The organism is Mesorhizobium sp. KACC 23794 (assembly GCF_052180275.1).
Lineage (GTDB): Bacteria > Pseudomonadota > Alphaproteobacteria > Rhizobiales > Rhizobiaceae > Kumtagia.
This window is the reverse complement of sequence record NZ_CP197465.1, coordinates 3252768-3272679: the sequence shown is the minus strand read 5'-3', so window position 1 is coordinate 3272679 and position 19912 is coordinate 3252768. Positions and strand designations below refer to the sequence as shown.

Genomic DNA, 19912 nt, shown 5'->3' with positions numbered 1-19912 from the left:
GGTGCAGACGGCTTGGCGGAGAGCGTTGCCCACTCCTCGGCGGACGGCGCTCGCGCTTACCGCCGCATGAACGGATATTTCTGCCCGTTATCCCCCGAAATAAACGTGAACCCGCCGATCCCGCCGCTCTGGTCGACCTCGAACTGCGCAATGCCGATCGGCTCCGGGCCGAGGTTTGCGGCGATATCCTGAAACCGCCCTTCCGGCACGAGTGTCACGGCAAAGGCCTGCCCGCCCTGGTCCGCGAGCTTCAGCTTCGCGCCGGTGGCCAGAATCTCGACCGACAGCCCTGCCCCGTCCCCGCTCACCTTGGCCTGTCCAAGACTGTCGTTGGCATAGTCGCCGGTGAGCGGTGCCAGCACCGTCGCCGGCTGCCTCACCGCCGGCGGGGCTCCCGCCTTCTCGCCCTGCGCGAAGGCCGCGTTGGCCGCCTTCAGCTTTTCCGCGACATGGTCGATTTCCGGATTGCCCAGCAGCCGGTCGAGCGCCCACTCGCCGATCGCGTCGGGGAACCCGACATTGGTCTCGTTGGTGAGCACGATGACGCCGACGTCCTTGTCGGGCGCCATGCCGATGAAGGCGCCATAGGCGGTGGTGCCGCCATTGTGCCAGACGATCCGCCCGTTGGGCGTGCTCTGGATCACCCAGCCCATCGCATAGGTCAGCGCTTCGTTGATGCCGGTGCGCGGCGTCTTGGTGACGGCAAGGTTTTTCGCCGAGACGATTTCCTTGCCCTCGAATTTACCGTTTGCAAGATGCAGGCGCACCCATGGGCCGAGATCCTCGACGGTCGAGTTGATTGCGCCGGCTGCCCCGAACCCGTAGGGGAAGATCGGCGTGAACGGCACCTCCACCGTCCCGTGCGGCGTCCAGCGGTAGCCTTCCGTGTGGTTGGGCGCCGCCTGGATCGCTTCCGCGGTGAAGGAAGAGTTCTGCATGCCGAGCGGCTCGAAAATTTCTGTCCGCACCACCGTATCCCAGTCGGGTGCTCCGAACTGCCGGGCGACGATGCGCTGCGCCAGCATGTGCGTCACATTCGTATAGGCGAAGGCCGACCTGAAACTCGACACCGGCTCGACGAAACGCATGGCGCGCACCATGCCCGCCTGGTCGACGCCCAGCATGCCCATCAGATCGTTGGCCGAGGGCGGCATGCTGGAATGCTGGGCGAGCAGGTCGGAGACGCGGAATTCGCGCGTCACCCAGGGATCCTTCATCTCGAAATCGTCATCGAGATCGACGATACGCGCGTCCCAGGCGAGTTTATCGCGGTCGGCGGCGATTGCCATGGTGGTGGCGAGGAAGGCCTTTGTCGTCGAGCCGATCTGGAAGACGGTCCTGGTGTCGACCGGTTCGCCTCCCTTCTTGCGCAGGCCATAACCCTTGCTGAAGTAGAGCTTGTCGCTGGTGACGATGCCGATGGCGAGACCCGGATTGTCGAAATCCTTCATGCCTTTCTGGACATAGGCGTCGAGCGCCGGCCCCAGATTCCGGATTCGGATCTCCATGTCCTGGTCGGCGCGGGCGGTTTGTGCCGCCCCCAAAGTGCAGACGGCCACGGCGGCGAACAACCAGACCGCTTGACCGCGACCGAAGACTTGCCTGCGGATGAAGGCATTCCCGAAAATCATGATTTATCCCTCTGCCACGCCCGCCCCGCGGTCGCGGCCGGACGCCGTTGCCGTTGGCCTCGCAACGGCATGACCCTCTCGCCAATGCGGCGTCCTGACAAGACGCCATCCGCATTCCCGCCCGGCAAGTCCGGTAACGGTTATCGAAATGTAATTTCAGGCCGAAAAGGCGTTTACGATTCCAATCCGCGCGGCTGTCTCGCAGGGCTCCGCCTGCTTGTCAGATGCCGCTGCTCCTTCAAGCGCGATTACATGCTTGCCGCCCCGCGTCCCAGTCGCTTTCGTTTTGCAGGGCGTCGCAAATCAGCTAAGGATTTGTAACGCTTGCGAGATAGAAATCGGCGTTGCTGCGGCACAGGCACCCGCGATCACAAACCCGAGGAAAAAGATGTCCGACGACGAGATCATCCTGTCCGAGCTTTCCGACGACGAACTCGTGCAACAGATGCACGACGATCTCTATGACGGCCTCAAGGAAGAGATCGAGGAAGGCACCAACATCCTGCTCGAGCGCGGCTGGGTGCCCTACAAGGTGCTGACCGAGGCGCTGGTCGAAGGCATGCGCATCGTCGGCGAGGATTTTCGCGACGGCATCCTGTTCGTCCCCGAGGTGCTGCTGTCGGCCAACGCCATGAAGGCCGGCATGTTCATCCTGCGCCCGCTGCTCGCCGCCACCGGCGCCCCCAAGCAGGGCAAGATGGTCATCGGCACGGTCAAGGGCGACATCCACGACATCGGCAAGAACCTCGTCGGCATGATGATGGAGGGCGCCGGCTTCGACGTCATCGACCTCGGCATCAACAATGCGGTCGAGAAATACCTGGCGGCGATCGAGGAGCACCAGCCCGACATTTTGGGCATGTCCGCCTTGCTCACCACCACCATGCCCTACATGAAGGTCGTCATCGACACGATGAAGGAAAAAGGCATCCGCGACGACTATGTCGTTCTCGTCGGCGGCGCGCCGCTCAACGAGGAGTTCGGCAAGGCCGTCGGCGCCGACGCCTATTGCCGCGACGCGGCGGTGGCCGTCGAGACCGCCAAGGACTTCATGAAGCGCAAGCACAACATCCGCGCCGCCTGAGTTTTTCGGCAAGCTCCGTCACGATAGGCACGGCAACGGCGGCTTTTTGGCCGCCGTTTTTCCTGGCACTTCCGTCCCGCCGACCCGCGCGACAGGCTTCGTGCCGGAGGCGATTGAGATCGAGGTGGACACTTCGCCTTGATCTGTCCAGTTATTCCAACCCCCCTCGCCCTGCGGTTATTCTGGCCGAGACTGGATTTCCAGGAAGTATAGGCGTATCCTACAGACATCTGGAACAAGCTTGGGCCGTCAAAAATGGCCTGCAAGCCTTGTCGGGCCGTTAAGTCGGAACCCGGCATTCTCGGGCGGTTCGCGTCCAACTTTCCAAGACGGGGCATACATCTTCGCACTGAAATGATCTTTCATTTCGAGGAGGAAACATGCCTGTTCTCAACGTAGACGTCACGACCGACTTCACGATGGACGATCTCGTCGACATCGACGCGATCATTTATGGCGATGCCGGATCTATTTCCGCGAACTTCGACAGTGCCCAGTTCGGCGCTGGACAAATATCGGAAACCGTCGAGCTGACCGGCGGCGCCGACACCAATTTCCTGCGGGTCGACATGTCCGCGGCCGGCATCTTTTCCGCCCTGGACTGGACGCTGACCAACTGGACCGGACTCGACCAGGTACAGATTTTCGGGACCGTCGGCAACGACGAGATCCACGGAACCGATGGCAGGGACCAGATCGGCGGGCTCAACAATGGCGGCGGCATCGACAAGCTTTTCGCTTATGGCGGCAACGATGTCCTGCGGCTTCCGTTCGGAGCGGTCGCAGGCTCGATCTTCGACGGTGGCGACGGCACCGACGGACTGCTGCTCACGCAGGTCGCCGACTACGATTTCACCGGGACCACGATCGTCGATGTCGAGCAGGTCCAGTTCGCGCAGATCATCACCGCCACCTTCAATGACAACCAGTTTGGCGCAGATGCGATCAACCAGGTCATCGGTACCAAGTCCGAGCAGAACGTCGTGATTGTTGAGGGTTCCGATACCGACCTGAGCGAGGTCAGTTTCCTGACCTGGGGCCGCGACGACCAGACCATCTTGATAGAAGGAGAAATCTTCGTCGCCAACACCCTCGTCGGATCGGATCAGGACGACACCATCAACGGCGGCTCCGCAGGCGACACGCTGGAGGGCGGCGGCGGCACCGACCTGTTGTTCGGCAACGACGGCGCCGACAAATTCGTCTACCGGTCGGGCAGCGACCTTGTGAAAGGCGAAGAGGAAGCCGTGATCGGCGTCGCCGGCACCGACACCGTGCAACTCGTCAACACAGGCTCGATCGACTTCTTCGAGACCGCCTTCAACGACGTCGAGCAACTGACCTATCAGTCCGGCGTTAGCAGCGCTCGTTTCGGTTCAGAAGCGATTATCGATTTCGACAAGGTCACCGGCGGCGGTTCAGTGGACACGCTGACTATCGACCGAACCGGCGCCGGTCTTTTCGACCTGTCCAAACTTGCTTTTTCAAACTGGGCAAACGGTACGGATATCATCAAGGTCAACGGCACCAATGCCGGCGAGATCATCATCGGCACCGCCGAGAACGACACGATCGACGGCAAAGGCGGCAACGACACGATGTCCGGCGGCGCCGGCGACGACGTCTTCCGCGTCGGCCAAGCCGGCGACGTCATCGACGAGGTTGCCGGCAAAGGCGACGACCGGGTGATCGCCACCGTGAGCTACGCGCTGAACGGCGGCGCCTCGGTCGAGCTCATCACCACCAACAGTTCGGGGGCGGTCACGGCCATCGATCTCACCGGCAACACCTTCGCACAGGAGGTCGCCGGAAACGCCGGTGAAAACACGCTGCATGACGGCGGCGTCGGCGCTGCCGACACGCTGCGAGGCCTTGGCGGCGACGACACCTACCGAGTGTTCAATGCCGACGACACCATCATCGAAAATTCGACGCAAGGGACGGAGGACCGGGTGATGGCCGCCGTCGGCTACAAACTCGGCAAGGGCGTCTTCGTCGAACTGTTCACAACCAACGGCTCGACCGGCACCTCGGACATCGACCTTACCGGCAACGAGATCGCCCAGGAAATCCTCGGCAATGACGGCGACAACCGGCTGGAGGGCAAGGGCGGCAGCGACACACTGCGCGGATTCGACGGGAAAGACAGCTTCGTCTTTGCATCGACCATCGGCGCGGCCAATGTCGACACCATTATCGACTTCGTCGTGGTGGACGATCGTTTCCTGCTTTCGGACGCGATCTTCACGGCGCTCGCTGTCGGCACGCTTGCAGCCGCGGCCTTCCGCTCCAACGCCACGGGTTTGGCCGAGGACGGCAGCGACCGCATCATCTACGAGACCGATACGGGAGAAGTCTACTACGACGCGGACGGCACCGGCGGCGGTGCCGCCGGAATCGAATTCGCCACCATCGACACCGGCCTGGCGCTCACCAATACGGATTTTTCCGTGGCGTGAAGCCTCCGCCATGGCAGCGCGGCGCGCCGCTCACGAGGCGAGGAACGCCCCGATCTCCTCCTGGAATTTCAGCCAGCCGGGGTCGGTCGCCAGGATGAGATGGTTTCGTCCCTCGAGGCCCACCAGCCGGGCGCCGGGAATGTTGGCGGCCAGGAAGCGCCCCTCCTCGAAGGGCTGCACCGCGTCGTCATGGCAATGCAGGACGAGCGTCGGCACCGTTACCAGCGGCAGGAGGTCGACGACGTTCATGTAGTCCGAGACCAGCCTGATCCGCACGGCATTTTCCGGCGAGGTGGTCTTGCGCTGCAATTCGTTGAACCAGTCCATCTGCTCCATGGTGGCGCCGGGTATGAACAGCGACGTAAACACTTGGCGGAACGCCGGGTTCTGCTGGCCCCAGCCGGTGCGCATCAGTGTGGTCAACGCCTCCGCTTGCTCGACGTCGACCGGCGTCCCGCGCACCCGCCTCCCCCGCGCGAACCCACCGTAGAGCACGAGCTTGCTGACCCGCTTGGGGTGCCTGACCGCATAGGCGATGGAGAAGGCACACCCCTGGGATGCGCCGAACAGCGCAAACCGATCGAGCGCCGCGGCATCCACCACGCTTTCGAGATCGCGCACGAAGGCGTCGAAGGAAAGGTCCTGCACGTCCCAGTCCGACAGTCCGTTGCCGCGCGCATCGTAGCGGATGAGCTGGCGGCCGGTGGCAAGCCATCTCAGCAGATGGCTCCACACCGGGCTTTCCCAGTCATATTCGAGATGGTTCAGCCAGTTGCCCGTCTTGACGAGCGGCGGGCCGATGCCGACCTTGGCATAGGCGATGCGCACCGCATTACCGGAAGTGCAGTAAAGCACTTCCTGGCGCATCGATGCGGCGCCAGCGGAAGGCGCTGGATGGGTTGTGACAGCCGTGGCGCTGCCCGTGAAGCGGTAGCCGCGACGGGGCACGGTCTTGATCAGATGCTGCCCGGCTCCAGTGTCGCCAATGGCATGGCGAGCCGCGTTGATGCGGCTGGTCAGCGCCGACGGCGATATTGCACGCCTCTTCCAGACGGCATCGAGCAGTTCATCGTTGCCGACCACCCTATCCTGGTTACGCACGAGATAGGCGAGGACCTCGAAGACCTGTGGCTCCACCGCGACGGGCACGCCCGCCTTGCTGAGCTCGATGCGCTCGATGTCGAGCAGATAGTCGCCGAAAGCGTACTGCAAGCCGGCCCCCGCCCCGGCTGCAAGCCGGCACGCAATATGAAGGAATCCTCAAGGGAAAATCAAGCATGTCTCAAGGACACGCGAAAGACATTTGCATACTTTCCCCTACGGAAATACGCCGTTCTTCAGGCTCGGCATTTCGCCGCGGGACCATGATGACTTCGCGCCAGCATGAGCGGATGCAAATCCCCGCCGGGACGCCTCGGCGCCGGCTACATTTGCCAAGTCCACAAGCCTTCACCTTCATTGGACTAGAACTGCTGTCGGAGGTTCAAATCCCGCCGCGGGATATTGCGCCGGCCCTCTGCGTCGATCAGGCGGCCGACCGACACCGCAAGCTGGAAATGTCACCCGGAGAGGCGACAGGCCACGAACAGCCGGGACGACCCGGCAAAGACAATCGGCACATTCGAAGGAATTTTCCTGGGGCATCAACCCAAACAGCCGGACCGGCGCAGGCGCGCCTCCGCGCGATTGCTTGAGAGGTTATCATGGCCACGCTTACGATCACCAATAATGGCAATACCGACTTCCGCGGCGGACCGGCGGAAATCAACATCGACAAGATCCTTTTCCTGACGCCAGGCCCCGCCACTTCCACGGCAATCTTCGCGCCGGCGCAGTTCGGCGCCGGCCTGATCTCCAATACCATGGAACTCATCGGCGACGCCAACCAGAACCGGGTACGTGTCGACTTCGCCGCCGCAACGACCTTCTCTGCGGCAGGCTGGAAATTCACGAACTGGGGCGGCACCGACGAGACGCAGCTCTTCGGCTCCACCGGCAGCGACACGATCACAGGAAGCGCCCAGCGCGACAACATCGCGACGAGCAATGGGCTTACGAACGGCATCGATGTGATCAGCGCCGGCAACGGCAACGACAAGATCCAGATGACTGGCAACAGCTTTGCCGCCGGCACGAAGGTGGACGGCGGCAGCCATAATTTCGGCGGCTTCGACGAGGTCACCTCGAACGGCATCAATGACGACCTCACCCTCGTCGCCTTCTCGAACGTGGAAAGGCTCAGCCTGATTTCGAATGGCCAGACCACGATCGTGAACGGCAAGCAGATCGGCACCGGCGGCTTCACGCAGCTTGCCGCCGACGCGGGCGAGACCGTTACGCTCAGGGTGCGCGGCAGCGACGTCGATCTGCGCGGAGTGACGACCTTCGTCAACTGGGACGCCGACAACGCGATCAGCATCGAAGGCACCAGCATCTCGTCCAACGTGCTGTTCGGTTCGTCCCAGAACGACACGATCAAGGGCACCGGCGCCTCGTCGGACCTGATCACCGGCGGCGGTGGCCTGGACACATTGATCGGCAACAAGGGCGCCGACAATTTCCGCTACTTTGCCGGCGCGGAAGCCGTCGCCGGCGAGATCGTCGACGCAGGATTGGGCATCGACAACCTCAGTCTCTTCAACACCGGCGCCATCGATTTCAGCCCGCTCGCCATCAGCGGCGTCGAGGGCCTCGATTTCATCAGCGGAAACTCAACCGCGACTTTCGAAAGCGACCAGATCGGTGGCGCGGCGATCACCGCGATCTCGGGCTCGGCTGGCGTGGACCAGATCATCGTCAACGCCGTCGGCCAGGCGGCCAATCTCAGCAATCTCACCTTCAGCTTCTTCACCAACGGCGCCGATTCCATAACCATCAACGGTTCCGCCCTGCAGGACGCGCTTACCGGGTCGAGCCAGAACGACACGATCGACGGCAAGGCCGGCAACGACTCCATGACCGGCGGAGGCGGCGACGATGTCTTCCGCGTCGGCGAGGCCGGCGACATCGTCAACGAGGAACTGGGCGCGGGCTTGGCGGACAGGGTCATCATCACCGCGAGCTACGTGCTGACCAAGGGCGCCGAGGTGGAGCTTCTCACCACCAACAGTTCATCGGCGACGGTCGCCATCGACCTGACGGGCAACGAACTCACCCAGGAAATCGTCGGCAATGCCGGCGTCAACACACTGAACGACGGAGGCAAGGGTGCGGCCGACACGCTGAGAGGTCTCGGCGGCAATGACAACTACCGGGTTTTCAACGCCGGCGACGTCATCGTCGAGAGTTCCTCGCAGGGAACCGCGGACCGGGTGACGGCGGCCGTCGACTACGTGCTCGGCAAGGGCGTTTTCATCGAACTGTTCACCACCAACGGTTCAACCGGCACATCGGACATCGATCTCACCGGAAACGAAGTCGCCCAAGAGATTCTCGGGAACGCCGGCGACAACCGTCTGGAAGGCAAGGGCGGCGCGGACACGCTGCGAGGCTTTGCCGGCGCCGACAGTTTTACCTTCGCCACAGCGCTGGGAGCCGATAACATCGACACCATTGTCGACTTCAACGTCGCCGACGACCGCTTCCTGCTGTCCGACGCGATCTTTACGGCACTGACGCCGGGTACGATTTCAGGCGAGGCGTTCCGGGCAAACCTTACGGGTCTCGCCCAGGACGGCGACGACCGCATCGTCTATGAGACCGATACGGGAAAGGTCTTCTATGACGAGGACGGCACCGGTGCCATCGCCGGCATCCAGTTCGCCCTGATCGGCACCAACCTGGCGCTCACCAACGCGGATTTTTCCGTGGCATAGGGTGCTAGGCGAAGGCGCGCAAGGCTCGTTCTCGTGCCTCGCCCGCTCGCGAACGGTTCCTGAGACGACATTCTCGTCTTCGACGCGGGCGCTGGAGGCGACATGCTTCAAAAACCGGCCGCTGGCGGCCGGTCGTCGATCCGTCGTTTCAGCCAGCAGACTTCGACATGAAGAAAGCCGCGTTTTTGGACCTTTTTTGTCGCGTTGACTCGAAAGGGGTCACTCGACCGTATCCTCGACGGCGTTGACGGTGCCTTTGACGTCCTTACCGACGCCGCGCACAGTGTTGGCGCAGGCGGAAACGGCCAGCGCACAAGCCAGCAGGACGGCGAGTGAAGCGATGCGGGTCGATGTCATGGTAGTTCCCTCCGTTGACAAGTGCTACATTCAACTATCGAAACGCAGACAAGTTCCATGGATGCCGCGCAGAACCACAATGCTGACCGGGACGGGCGGGTGCTGGTGATCGCCTGCGGCATGCTGGCGCGCGAAGTGCTGGCGGTGAAGGCGCAAAGCGCGCTCGAACACCTCGACCTCACCTGCCTGCCGGCCGAATACCATTTCCGCCCGGACCGCATCGCACCGGAGATGGACAAGGCGATCGCCAAGGCGAAGGCCGAAGGCTACCGCCACATTTTCGTCGGCTACGGAGACTGCGGCACCGGCGGCATGCTCGACCGGGTGATCGAGAGCCACGGCGTCGAGCGCATGGCCGGGCCACACTGTTTTGCGTTCTACCAGGGCGCTACGGCGTTCGACGCGCAAGGCGACCGCGACATGCTTTCCTTCTACATGACCGACTTCCTCTGCCGTCACTTCGACAGTTTCTTCATGAAGCCGCTCGGCCTCGACCGCCACCCGGAACTGATCAAGGATTTTTTCGGCAACTACGAAAAAGTCGTCTATCTCGCCCAGACCGACGACCCGGCGCTGGACAAGGTCGCGGAGGATGCGGCAAGGCTGCTCGGCCTCGCCTACGAGCGCCGCTTCACCGGCTATGGCGACCTCGTTCCCGTCCTGTCGCGCGTCGCGTGAAAAGCAGGCGAACGGCAGGGTCGGTCAAGCCAATTGCCCCCGAGGGCACGTCAGGCGCGGCAAAAATGGCGCTTGCGTGAAGCCCGGCGTGCAAAAAATCCGAAACCGGAAGGTCAACATGTTGAAGTAATTGATTCTTCCGGACTTCACGGCGAATCCCCGTGGCTGCCCCTTTGCGATCGGGCGCATCGCTGCCATTTGCACAACACATTGAAAAGATATGGAAAAGACGATGAGAACCCTGCCTTCCCTCGCTGCCGCCACCGCGCTCGCCCTGCTGTGCGCCCTGCCCGCGCTGGCCACCGGCGAGATCGTCAATCTGATCACAAAAGCCGACCAGAAGCGGCTGGACGACTATGGCCCGACCCGCGTGACTGCGCTCGCCGAGGCACGGAAAGGGGAACCGGCGGATGTCGCCGTGCTCGACGCGATCCTCGCCAAGCGCATGATTTCGTTCCAGGATTTCGACATGACCGGCAACTGGCAATGCCGCACCATCAAGGCCGGCGGCCTTGCCGAGCTGGTCGTCTACGGCTGGTTCAAGTGCCGCGTCACCGACAACGGCGCCGGCTGGATGCTGGAAAAACTCACCGGCTCGCAGCGCACCGCCGGCCGTTTCTTCGACGACGGCGATAAGCGATTGATTTATCTGGGTTCCGGCTTCATCGCAGGTGAACGCATCAAACCTTATGGCAACGGCCCCGACACCGACCAGGCCGGTTACGCCTTTCGCACCGGACCGAAGGAATGGCGCATAGAATTCCCCGCGCCTTATTACGAATCCAAGCTCGATATACTCGAGTTCAAGCGATAGCGATTTCGCTCGGTGGTGCGGCAAACGCTTTGGCCGCACATTCGCCGTGGGAACATCCTGCCGTCATCAAGGCTTAACCCATCCATGAACAGAATATACTGCTTGCGCAGGGGCTTGCGGGCGTTGGTAAGGGCGGCATGAGAGCGGAGACGGATGGTTTGGAGGCCGGCCGGGCTGGCGGCGCGCCGTTGCGGCGCAAGCCGCGCCGGCTGTCGCAGGTTTTCGCGCGCCTCGCCTCCGACGCCAAGGATCGCGTCACCATCGCCAGCATTTTGGACGCACTCGGTGACCGCAGCTTTGCAGCGCTGCTCGTCATCTTCGCCGTCTTCAACCTCATACCACTGCCGCCGCCCTCCTCGGCCATCCTCGGCCTGCCGCTGCTGGTGGTCGCCGCCCAGTTGACCTATGGCAGCAAGCGCGCCTGGCTGCCGAAATTCATTGCGGAAAAGTCGATCTCAGCCGAGCAGTTCCGCTTGATCATGGACCGGGTGGTCCCTCGGCTGGTGCGGCTGGAAAGGTTCATCAGGCCGCGCTACTGGCCGTTCTGGCGCAAGCGCGGCGACCGGATCGTCGGCATCATGTCGCTGGTGCTGGCCATCATCGTCACCTTGCCGATCCCGCTCGGCAACTGGCTGCCAGCCTTCTCCGTGGCGCTGCTCGGCCTTTCGCTGTCCGAGCGCGACGGCATTCTTTTTGCCGTCGGCAGCGCGGTGGCTGCCGCGTCGCTCGGCGTCGTCGCCCTCGTCTTCGGCACGGCTGTCGCCGCCATCCAGGCCATGTTCCTATGGATATTCTGAAAGGGGCGCCGCGCCGCATCGTCGTGGTCACCGAGGGCGGCCGCCACGTCTGGGGCATCGTCAACGCCATCGCCGCGCGGTTCGGCCCGCCGACCGTCATCCTTGAGCAGCCGGAATCGAAATGGGCTCTGCTGAAGCGCCGTGCTCGCCGCCAGGGCTGGATTTCGGTGGCCGGGCAGATCGGCACGATGCTGATCATCCGCACCTCGAAGGTGCTTTACGCCCGCCGTCTGGCCAGCCTGACGGCCGAAAGCGGCCTCGACACGACCTCGCCGCCGCCCGAACGGATCATCGCGGTTCCTTCAGCCAACAGCCCGGAATTCCTCGCAGCTTTGCAAAAGATCGGCCCGGAAGTGGTCTTCCTCGCCGGTTGCCGGCTGTTGAACCGCGAGACATTGGCCGCGATCGCCTGCCCCGTGCTGAACTACCACGCCGGCATCACGCCGAAATACCGCGGCATGAACGGCGGCTATTGGGCGCTGGCCAGCGGCGACGCTGGAAACTTCGGTACGACCGTGCATCTGGTCGACACCGGCGTCGACACCGGCGCGGTGCTGCACCAGGCACGTGGAAAACCCTCCAAAGGCGACACCATCGCCACCTACGCGCTGACCCAGGCCGCCTTTTCGCGAGACATCTGTGCCCGCGCCGTTGAGGACGCGTTGGCCGGCAGGCTGACGCCGGTCGGCACCGACCTGCCGTCGAGACAATGGTATCATCCGACACTGTGGTTCTATCTCTGGACCGGATTTTCGCGCGGCGTCTGGTAGGTTTCGCGGCTGCATTTCGATATTGCCGATTTGCGACACAGCCCCCTGTCGCTTTTGAAGGCCCGCGCGTCGTCTGATGAGGAGCGGGATTCCCCGCGTTCCGGCAATGCTCCAACAACAGCAAACACAGGGTTTTCATGGCCGACCTCATCGTCGTCTACTGGCGCGACATTCCCGCCCAAATCATCGTCAAGCGCGGCCGCACCAACGCCAAGCGGGAACTGCCGCTGCGCTTCACGGAAGCCATCGACATGGCCGCGATGCGCTCCGGCGCGGCCGAAACCGACGCCTATCTGGCGGAATGGCGCAAGGCCGACCCGGTGCCGGTCGGAGACGATCTGGAAGCCGAGGCTGACAAGGCGATGGCCGACATCGATGCGAAATACGACCGGGAGCGGCTGGTCGCTCTCGCGAAATCCGGCGGCAAGGAAAATGTCTGATACCCAGCCGAATCCCACCACGGCCACGGCGCCGTCCAACGGCACGCCTGTTGTTCCGCTCACCGCGTCCGGCGGCGTAACCCAAGCGACGCAGGTCAAGAAGGCTGCGCCTAAAAGCGACTATAAACCTGCCGACGTGTCGCCGCAGCGGCGCGTCCAGCGCTCCTATTCGGTGCGGCTGTGGGCGATCCGCCACTCGCGCCTGCTCGAATGGTTCTATGCCCGCTTCGCCGACATGTTCCTGATGCTGCATCCGCTGTGGAAGGGCATCGGCTACGGCCGCGTCGAAGCGCCGGTCAAATTCGTCGAGAAGCGGGTGAAGGGTTTCATGTTCGACTGCCGCATGTGCGGCCAGTGCGTGCTGTCCTCCACCGGCATGTCCTGCCCGATGAACTGCCCGAAACAGTTGCGCAACGGGCCGTGCGGCGGCGTGCGCGCCAACGGCAATTGCGAGGTCGAGCCGGATATGCCGTGCGTCTGGGTGAAGGGCTGGGAGGGCTCGCGCCAGATGGTCAAGGGCGACGCCATCCTGACCGTGCAGAAGCCGGTCGACCAGTCGCTGCGCGAGACCTCCGCCTGGCTGCGCGTCACCGCACAGGCGGCAGCAGTCAAGGAAGCCGCGAAGGCCGGGGCAGCCACATGAGCGCCGCCCGCATCCCGCAGCGCGACGAGAACCCGGCCGGCATCCATCTGCCGCTCGATCCCCTGCCCGGCCATACCTCGCGCGGGCGCCTCGAGCGCGTGCTGCGGCGTGGCGAGTTCGCGGTCACCACCGAGCTCAACCCGCCCGACAGCGCCGATCCGGAAGACGTCTACAACCGCGCGAAAGTCTTCGATGGCTGGGTCGACGCCATCAATGCCGTCGATGCTTCCGGCGCCAACTGCCACATGTCGTCAGTCGGCATCTGCGCGCTGCTGACCCGCATGGGCTATGCGCCGATCATGCAGATCGCCTGCCGCGACAAGAACCGCATCGCCATCCAGGGCGACGTGCTGGGGGGGGCTGCCATGGGCGTCGCCAACATGCTGTGCCTGACCGGTGACGGCGTGCAAGCCGGCGACCAGCCGGGCGCCAAGCCGGTGTTCGACCTCGACTCCATGTCGTTGCTGGAAACCATCCGCATCATGCGCGACAACGGAAAGTTCCTGTCGGGCCGCAAGCTGACCACCCCGCCGCAGCTTTTCCTCGGCGCGGCGGTCAACCCCTTTGCCCCCCCTTATGATTTCCGCCCGATCCATCTCGGCAAGAAGATCGCCGCCGGCGCGCAATTCGTGCAGAGCCAGTATTGCTTCGACGTACCTATGTTCAGGACCTTCATGCAGAAGGCGCGCGATCTCGGCCTGACCGAAAAGGTCTTCGTCCTGTGCGGCGTCGGCCCGCTGGCTTCGGCCAAGACGGCGAAATGGATCCGATCCAACGTGCCCGGTATCCACATCCCCGACGCGATCATCAAGCGGCTGGAAGGCGCCCAGGACCAGAAGGCCGAAGGCAAGCGCCTCTGCATCGACATCATCAACGAGGTGAAGGAAATCCCCGGCGTTTCCGGCATCCATGTGATGGCTTACCGCCAGGAGGAGTATGTCGCCGAGATCGTCGACGAATCCGGCGTGCTCAAGGGCCGCCAGCCGTGGAAGCGCGAGGCGCGCCGCGACGACCAGATGGTCGCCGACCGGCTCGACCACATCCTGCACGACGACATCACCGAAACGCAGGCGGAAATGGTGAAAACCGCGCATTAAGCGCGCCGCCGATTGAACCAGAACGAAAACGATATAAAGAAGTCTTTATATCACGAGGAGAGATTTATGACACGCACCATCGTCGCCTCGGCGACCCGCGAAATCGTCATCGGCTTCGACCAGCCGTTCTGCGTGATCGGCGAGCGCATCAACCCGACTGGCCGCAAGAAACTCGCTGCCGAGATGGCGGCCGGCAACTTCGAAACGGTGATCAGGGACGCGATCGAGCAGGCCGCCGCCGGCGCCACCATGCTCGACGTCAATGCCGGCGTCACGGCCGTCGATCCCAATGCGACCGAACCGGCGCTGCTTGTCCAGACGCTGGAAATCGTGCAGCGCACGGTTGACCTGCCGCTGTCGATCGACAGTTCCGTCTCGGCAGCGATCGAGGCTGCGCTGAAGGTGGCGAAAGGCCGGCCGCTGGTGAATTCCGTCACCGGCGAGGAGGAGAAGCTGGAGGCGATCCTGCCGCTGGTGAAGAAATACAACGTGCCTGTCGTGGCTATCTCCAACGACGAGACCGGCATTTCGATGGACCCCGACGTTCGCTTTGCGGTGGCGAAAAAAATCGTCGAGCGCTGCGCCGACTTCGGCATCCCGGCGCATGACGTCGTTGTCGACCCGCTGGTCATGCCGATCGGCGCATTGGGCGATGCCGGCCGCCAGGTTTTTGCGCTGCTCCGCCGCCTGCGCGAGGAGTTGAAGGTCAACACCACATGCGGGCTCTCCAACATCTCCTTCGGCCTGCCACACCGCCACGGCATCAATGCCGGTTTCATCCCGATGGTGATCGGCGCCGGCATGACCTCTGCGATCATGAATCCGGTCCGTCCGCAGGAGATGGAAGCGGTTCGCGCCGCCAACGTGCTCAACGGCACCGACAGTGACTGCATGACCTGGATCAAGACCTACAAGGACTTCAAGCCGGGCGAACACGCTGCCCCTGCTCCGGTGGCCGTGGTCACGCCCGGCGCCGAAGGCGCGGCCGCAGCCGGCGGACGCCGGCGTGGTGGGCGGGAAGCGCGGATGGGCCGGGGATGACGCCGCGCTTCGGCGCGGTTATCATGAACCCGTCAGCGATTGCAGGCCGTAGACCTAGATGACCATCGCTCAAAAGCAACGGAAATGGACTGTCGACGAGTTCTTCGCCTGGAACGAGCACCAGGAGGAAAAGTACGAACTCGTTGACGGCGTCCCCATGCTGAAGCGCGAGCCCGTGCCGATTATGCTGCCGGGAGCAACTGCTCCCGTTATGATGACGGGTGCCAGCCGCCGTCACAATATGGCGAGCGGCAACCTCTTCAGTCTTGTCGGAAATCAGCTTCGGGGTGGTCCGTGCAAGGCATTTGCCAACGACGCGGCGGTGAAAACGGGGCCATCCCAAATCCGGTTCCCCGACCTCGTTGTCGATTGCGGTACGAAGATTGATGATGATTTCATCTTCGAGAACCCGAAACTGGTCGCGGAGGTTCTGTCACCTTCGACCAGGACGTTCGACCTCGCGGGAAAGATCACGGAGTATTGGCAGATCGCGACGATCGCCCATGTGCTGATTATCGACCCCGAGAAGTTTCGTGTTCAAATCCATACGCGCCGCCCTGGCGAAGCACCGACCGTGCGCATCTTCTCCAACAGCGATGACAGCTTCGAGATCCCGGAGATCGGCGTGACGCTTAAGCTCGCCGACATCTTCGAGGGCCTCGTGCCTGTCATGGAACAGTAATTTGTATGGTATCTCGGCATATGTCCCATTCCCTCTTTCTATTCCTGCCTTCTGGCGCACACGCTGCCCCGCCACCCATGGCGGTGGTCACCCTAGGCGCAGACGACGGCACCGCTGCAGTTGGTTACCCTCGGGACGGTGAGCGTGAGGCAAGGATGGCGAAAGGGTAGCGTTCTGGTGGTTGAAGCCACATACACGGAACTGGCAACGGGAGGCTTTCTCGATAGCATCGAAATCAAATCCGACAGCGTCAGGTTCAACTTCATTCTAGCTCGTCGCGGTTGGAATCTGTCAGTCGAATTCTTTATCGACTTCCAGTTCTCCAATTCGCTGAACGATGGGAAGGACTGTGAATTTGACATTGCCAGACGCTCGGGTGCTGTAGAACAGCTCTGGCGGCTTATTGGATTGCAGATCGGACGATTCACCTTCCGATCCGACGAAGTGGCCATAGAGTTTGCGTCGGAGCATCTGAACAGTCCGTTCGTGAGGGCCGCCCCGTCAGTTGGACGAGGCTTTCCGGAACAAGTCGTCTTTCGGATCCATGAAGAAAATGTCTTCGACCATGTGCCTTAAGTCGCCGGTTAGAAAGCTGAGAGCACCTTGAACTCCCCCGCAAACATTACCGACCCCCTCGTCCTTTTCATGCCCTCCGGCAAGCGCGGGCGTTTTCCCGTCGGCACGCCGGTGCTCGACGCGGCGCGCTCGCTCGGCGTCTACGTTGAATCCGTCTGCGGCGGGCGTGCCACCTGCGGCCGCTGCCAGGTCGAGGTGCAGGAAGGCAATTTCGCCAAACACAAGATCGTCTCGGCGCTCGACCACATATCGCCCAAGGGCCCGAAGGAGGAGCGTTACGAGCGGGTGCGCGGCTTGCCCGAAGGTCGCCGCCTCTCCTGTTCGGCCACAGTTCAGGGCGACCTCGTCATCGACGTGCCGCAGGACACGGTCATCAACGCACAGACCATCCGCAAGGCCGCGACCGACCGTGTCATCGAGCGCAACGCCGCCGTGCAGATGTGCTACGTCGAGGTCGACGAACCCGACATGCACAAACCACTCGGCGACCTCGATCGCCTCAAGGCGATGCTCGCCAAGGACTGGGGCTGGAAGGACCTGCTGGTCGCGCCGCATCTGGTCTCGCAGGTCCAGAAGATCCTGCGCAAGGAGAACTGGGCGGTGACCGCCGCCATCCACCGCGACATGGAATCGTCGCGGCCTTTCATCATCGCACTTTATCCCGGCCTGAAGAACGAAGCCTATGGCATCGCCTGCGACATCGGCTCAACGACGATCGCCATGCACCTGGTGTCGCTGCTGTCGGGCCGCATCGTCGCGTCGGCAGGAGCGCCAAACCCACAGATCCGCTTCGGCGAAGACGTGATGAGCCGCGTCTCCTACGTCATGATGAACCCGGACGGACAAGGCGCTATGACCAAGGCGGTCCGCGACGCGGTGAACGAGCTGATCGGAAAAGTCTGCGCCGAGAGCGGTGTCGACCGCCACGACATCTTCGACTGCGTCTTCGTCGCCAACCCGATCATGCACCATCTGTTCCTTGGCATAGACCCGACCGAACTCGGCCAGGCGCCGTTTGCGCTGGCCGTTTCCGGCTCGATGCAATTCTGGGCGCATGAGATCGGCATCGAAGTCAGCCCGGGCGCGCGTCTCTATACCCTGCCCTGCATCGCCGGCCATGTCGGCGCCGATGCCGCCGGCGCAACGCTGTCCGAAGGGCCGTACCGCCAGGACCGCATGATGCTGCTGGTCGACGTCGGCACCAACGCCGAGATCGTGCTGGGCAACCGGCAGCGCGTCGTTGCGGCGTCCTCACCCACGGGGCCGGCCTTCGAGGGCGCGGAAATCTCGTCGGGCCAGCGCGCCGCCCCCGGCGCCATCGAGCGCGTGCGCATCGATCCGGACACGCTGGAGCCGAAATACCGCGTCATCGGCGTCGACAAATGGTCGGACGAGGACGGGTTCGAGGACGACGCGAAAGCGACCGGCGTGACCGGCATCTGCGGCTCGGCCATCATCGAAGTGGTCGCCGAGATGTACCTCTCCGGCGTCATTTCCGAAGACGGCGTGATCGACGGCGGTCTGGCGACCAAGAGCCCACGCATCATCCAGAACGGCCGCACATGGTCCTACCTGCTGCGCGACGGCGAGCCGCGCATCACCGTGACACAGAACGACATCCGCGCCATTCAGCTTGCCAAGGCGGCGCTCTATGCCGGCATCAAGCTGTTGATGGACAAGCAGGGCGTGACCGAGGTGGACACGATCCGCTTCGCCGGCGCCTTCGGCTCCTTCATCGACCCGAAATATGCGATGGTGCTCGGTATCATTCCCGACTGCGCACTTTCCGAGGTCAAGGCGGTTGGCAATGCAGCGGGCACCGGCGCTTTGATGGCACTGCTGAACCGCGAGCACCGCCGGGAGATCGAGCAGGAAGTGTCGAGGATCGAGAAGATCGAGACCGCACTGGAGCCGCAGTTCCAGCAATTGTTCATCGACGCGATGGCCCTGCCCAACAAGGTCGATCCGTTTCCGAAACTCGCCGAGCAGGTAAAACTTCCGCCGCGCAAGCTGAACGAGACCGGCGGCGATCCGGGCGACGGCGGCCCGCGCCGGCGTTCCCGCGAGGACCGCGCGGCGCGCCGGGCGCGGGAGTGACGGCGTGACGATCGATCTCGCGCCCTACGATTTCGTCGACTTCGGCTGTTCCTCGGGAGGCTCCATCAAGTTCGCGATGGAGCGGCTCGGCGGCGTCAACGGCATAGGCGTGGACCTCGATCCGGTGAAGGTGGCGGCCACCCGCGAAAAGGGTTTTACAGCCGAGCTTGCCGACCTGACGCTGCCGATGTCCTTCAAGGGCAAGGCGCGCTTCTCGTTGATCGCGCATGTCCTGGAGCACATTCCCTCGCCGAAGATCGCCGGACAGATCCTGCGCACCGCCGCTTCCATCAGCTCGGAGTTCGTGCTGGTCCGCCAGCCCTGGTTCGACTGCGACGGGCCGCTGGCCGCAATGGGCGTCAAGCTGTATTGGTCGGATTGGAGCGGGCACACCAACCATATGACGACGCTGGAGATGTATCTGGCGCTGAAGCAGCTATTTGAGAAGAAGCTCATCGCGAGCTTCACCATCTTCGGCTTCCGGCGTATCAGCCACACCTCGTCCGACCGGATCGTCCCGCTGGACAGCCCGATCAATCGCCATCATTATGCGGCCGGGATTGACGCCCCCAAACCGCAGGCCGACCTTCCGTTCGATTGTTTCGACGAACTGGTGGCGCTGATCGGGGTCAGCCGCTCCTATGATGCGACGCGGCTTCCGCCATGCTTCCGCGACGCCAAACCAATCCTCGCGCTCCCCGTTCCGGGCGCGGTCGCAATCGCCGAAACCTTGGCTAGATAGGGCAATCTCGCTCGCTGCCCAATAAGGTCGATCCCTTTCCGAAACTCGCCGAGCAGGTGAGGCTGCTGCCCGGCAGACCGCTGGCGACGTCGCCACCCGCCGCCGTTCGCGCGGCCCGACGCAACCGCGAATAGGCGCCGCATCACCAATATTGCGCCGCACCAATTCATTTGCATACGAATGTTTCCG

General features: G+C 63.1%; 18 protein-coding genes. 15 read left to right on the top strand and 3 right to left on the bottom strand.

Annotated elements, in window-relative coordinates; all coding sequences use genetic code 11:
* Nucleotides 1-56: 56 nt before the first annotated feature.
* Entirely contained in the window at nucleotides 57-1631 is a 1575-nt protein-coding gene (locus ACSBOB_RS15975; RefSeq protein WP_442583363.1) for a serine hydrolase domain-containing protein, read from the bottom strand.
* 388 nt (nucleotides 1632-2019) lie between these two features.
* Between ACSBOB_RS15975 and ACSBOB_RS15970 the strand changes: the two genes are divergently transcribed.
* On the top strand, nucleotides 2020-2715 hold the full coding sequence (locus ACSBOB_RS15970) for a corrinoid protein (protein ID WP_442583362.1): 696 nt from the start codon (nucleotides 2020-2022) through the stop codon (nucleotides 2713-2715).
* A gap of 380 nt (nucleotides 2716-3095) precedes the next feature.
* On the top strand, nucleotides 3096-5174 hold the full coding sequence (locus ACSBOB_RS15965) for a hypothetical protein (RefSeq protein ID WP_442583361.1): 2079 nt from the start codon (nucleotides 3096-3098) through the stop codon (nucleotides 5172-5174).
* Between the two features lie 30 nt (nucleotides 5175-5204).
* Here ACSBOB_RS15965 and ACSBOB_RS15960 read toward each other — a convergent pair whose 3' ends face one another.
* Nucleotides 5205-6386 (bottom strand): alpha/beta fold hydrolase, encoded by a 1182-nt coding sequence (locus tag ACSBOB_RS15960; RefSeq protein WP_442583360.1) that lies wholly within the window; start codon nucleotides 6384-6386, stop codon nucleotides 5205-5207.
* Between the two features lie 491 nt (nucleotides 6387-6877).
* Here ACSBOB_RS15960 and ACSBOB_RS15955 point away from each other — a divergent pair, with 491 nt between their 5' ends.
* Entirely contained in the window at nucleotides 6878-8989 is a 2112-nt protein-coding gene (locus ACSBOB_RS15955; protein WP_442583359.1) for a beta strand repeat-containing protein, read from the top strand.
* A 219-nt stretch (nucleotides 8990-9208) separates the two neighbouring features.
* On the opposite strand, the gene ACSBOB_RS15950 is transcribed toward ACSBOB_RS15955, so the two are convergent.
* Nucleotides 9209-9346 carry an EncA/B family entericidin gene (locus ACSBOB_RS15950; RefSeq protein ID WP_442583358.1) on the bottom strand — a complete coding sequence of 46 codons (138 nt, stop codon included), beginning with the start codon at nucleotides 9344-9346 and terminating at the stop codon, nucleotides 9209-9211.
* Between the two features lie 57 nt (nucleotides 9347-9403).
* Between ACSBOB_RS15950 and ACSBOB_RS15945 the strand changes: the two genes are divergently transcribed.
* From ACSBOB_RS15945 to ACSBOB_RS15890, 12 genes are all read left to right on the top strand, one after another.
* The gene (locus ACSBOB_RS15945) at nucleotides 9404-10024 is read left to right on the top strand and encodes a DUF1638 domain-containing protein (protein WP_442583357.1); all 621 of its coding nucleotides are present in this window, start codon (nucleotides 9404-9406) and stop codon (nucleotides 10022-10024) included.
* 232 nt (nucleotides 10025-10256) lie between these two features.
* Entirely contained in the window at nucleotides 10257-10838 is a 582-nt protein-coding gene (locus tag ACSBOB_RS15940) for a DUF4893 domain-containing protein (RefSeq protein WP_442583356.1), read from the top strand.
* Nucleotides 10839-10975: 137 nt separating this feature from the next.
* On the top strand, nucleotides 10976-11635 hold the full coding sequence (locus tag ACSBOB_RS15935) for an exopolysaccharide biosynthesis protein (protein WP_442583355.1): 660 nt from the start codon (nucleotides 10976-10978) through the stop codon (nucleotides 11633-11635).
* Nucleotides 11623-12405: a formyl transferase gene (locus ACSBOB_RS15930; RefSeq protein WP_442583354.1), complete on the top strand. Its 783-nt coding sequence runs from the start codon at nucleotides 11623-11625 to the stop codon at nucleotides 12403-12405. Before ACSBOB_RS15935 ends, ACSBOB_RS15930 begins: the two co-directional genes overlap by 13 nt.
* A 137-nt stretch (nucleotides 12406-12542) precedes the next feature.
* A complete protein-coding gene (locus tag ACSBOB_RS15925) occupies nucleotides 12543-12845 on the top strand; it encodes a virulence factor (RefSeq protein WP_442583353.1) in 303 nt (100 codons plus the stop codon).
* A complete protein-coding gene (locus ACSBOB_RS15920; RefSeq protein WP_442583352.1) occupies nucleotides 12838-13488 on the top strand; it encodes a methylenetetrahydrofolate reductase C-terminal domain-containing protein in 651 nt (216 codons plus the stop codon). Before ACSBOB_RS15925 ends, ACSBOB_RS15920 begins: the two co-directional genes overlap by 8 nt.
* Nucleotides 13485-14585: a methylenetetrahydrofolate reductase gene (locus ACSBOB_RS15915; protein ID WP_442583351.1), complete on the top strand. Its 1101-nt coding sequence runs from the start codon at nucleotides 13485-13487 to the stop codon at nucleotides 14583-14585. The genes ACSBOB_RS15920 and ACSBOB_RS15915 overlap by 4 nt, the downstream gene beginning before the upstream one ends.
* A 66-nt stretch (nucleotides 14586-14651) precedes the next feature.
* Complete coding sequence (locus ACSBOB_RS15910; RefSeq protein ID WP_442583350.1) at nucleotides 14652-15626, top strand: methyltetrahydrofolate cobalamin methyltransferase; 975 nt, start codon at nucleotides 14652-14654, stop codon at nucleotides 15624-15626.
* A 58-nt stretch (nucleotides 15627-15684) separates the two neighbouring features.
* Complete coding sequence (locus tag ACSBOB_RS15905; RefSeq protein WP_442583349.1) at nucleotides 15685-16308, top strand: Uma2 family endonuclease; 624 nt, start codon at nucleotides 15685-15687, stop codon at nucleotides 16306-16308.
* Between the two features lie 177 nt (nucleotides 16309-16485).
* Nucleotides 16486-16884, top strand: a complete 399-nt coding sequence (locus ACSBOB_RS15900; RefSeq protein ID WP_442583348.1) for a hypothetical protein — start codon at nucleotides 16486-16488, stop codon at nucleotides 16882-16884.
* A 69-nt stretch (nucleotides 16885-16953) separates the two neighbouring features.
* Entirely contained in the window at nucleotides 16954-18981 is a 2028-nt protein-coding gene (locus tag ACSBOB_RS15895; RefSeq protein ID WP_442583746.1) for an ASKHA domain-containing protein, read from the top strand.
* Nucleotides 18982-18985: 4 nt separating this feature from the next.
* Nucleotides 18986-19723 carry a hypothetical protein gene (locus ACSBOB_RS15890; protein WP_442583347.1) on the top strand — a complete coding sequence of 246 codons (738 nt, stop codon included), beginning with the start codon at nucleotides 18986-18988 and terminating at the stop codon, nucleotides 19721-19723.
* Nucleotides 19724-19912: the final 189 nt, after the last annotated feature.

Bases quoted from the DNA above. Each gene is read 5' to 3' on its own strand.
- ACSBOB_RS15975 (WP_442583363.1), bottom strand. From the start codon at position 1,631: ATGATTTTCGGGAATGCCTTCATCCGCAGGCAAGTCTTCGGTCGCGGT.
- ACSBOB_RS15970 (WP_442583362.1), top strand. From the start codon at position 2,020: ATGTCCGACGACGAGATCATCCTGTCCGAGCTTTCCGACGACGAACTC.
- ACSBOB_RS15965 (WP_442583361.1), top strand. From the start codon at position 3,096: ATGCCTGTTCTCAACGTAGACGTCACGACCGACTTCACGATGGACGAT.
- ACSBOB_RS15955 (WP_442583359.1), top strand. From the start codon at position 6,878: ATGGCCACGCTTACGATCACCAATAATGGCAATACCGACTTCCGCGGC.
- ACSBOB_RS15950 (WP_442583358.1), bottom strand. From the start codon at position 9,346: ATGACATCGACCCGCATCGCTTCACTCGCCGTCCTGCTGGCTTGTGCG.
- ACSBOB_RS15945 (WP_442583357.1), top strand. From the start codon at position 9,404: ATGGATGCCGCGCAGAACCACAATGCTGACCGGGACGGGCGGGTGCTG.
- ACSBOB_RS15940 (WP_442583356.1), top strand. From the start codon at position 10,257: ATGAGAACCCTGCCTTCCCTCGCTGCCGCCACCGCGCTCGCCCTGCTG.
- ACSBOB_RS15935 (WP_442583355.1), top strand. From the start codon at position 10,976: ATGAGAGCGGAGACGGATGGTTTGGAGGCCGGCCGGGCTGGCGGCGCG.
- ACSBOB_RS15930 (WP_442583354.1), top strand. From the start codon at position 11,623: ATGGATATTCTGAAAGGGGCGCCGCGCCGCATCGTCGTGGTCACCGAG.
- ACSBOB_RS15925 (WP_442583353.1), top strand. From the start codon at position 12,543: ATGGCCGACCTCATCGTCGTCTACTGGCGCGACATTCCCGCCCAAATC.
- ACSBOB_RS15920 (WP_442583352.1), top strand. From the start codon at position 12,838: ATGTCTGATACCCAGCCGAATCCCACCACGGCCACGGCGCCGTCCAAC.
- ACSBOB_RS15915 (WP_442583351.1), top strand. From the start codon at position 13,485: ATGAGCGCCGCCCGCATCCCGCAGCGCGACGAGAACCCGGCCGGCATC.
- ACSBOB_RS15910 (WP_442583350.1), top strand. From the start codon at position 14,652: ATGACACGCACCATCGTCGCCTCGGCGACCCGCGAAATCGTCATCGGC.
- ACSBOB_RS15905 (WP_442583349.1), top strand. From the start codon at position 15,685: ATGACCATCGCTCAAAAGCAACGGAAATGGACTGTCGACGAGTTCTTC.
- ACSBOB_RS15895 (WP_442583746.1), top strand. From the start codon at position 16,954: ATGCCCTCCGGCAAGCGCGGGCGTTTTCCCGTCGGCACGCCGGTGCTC.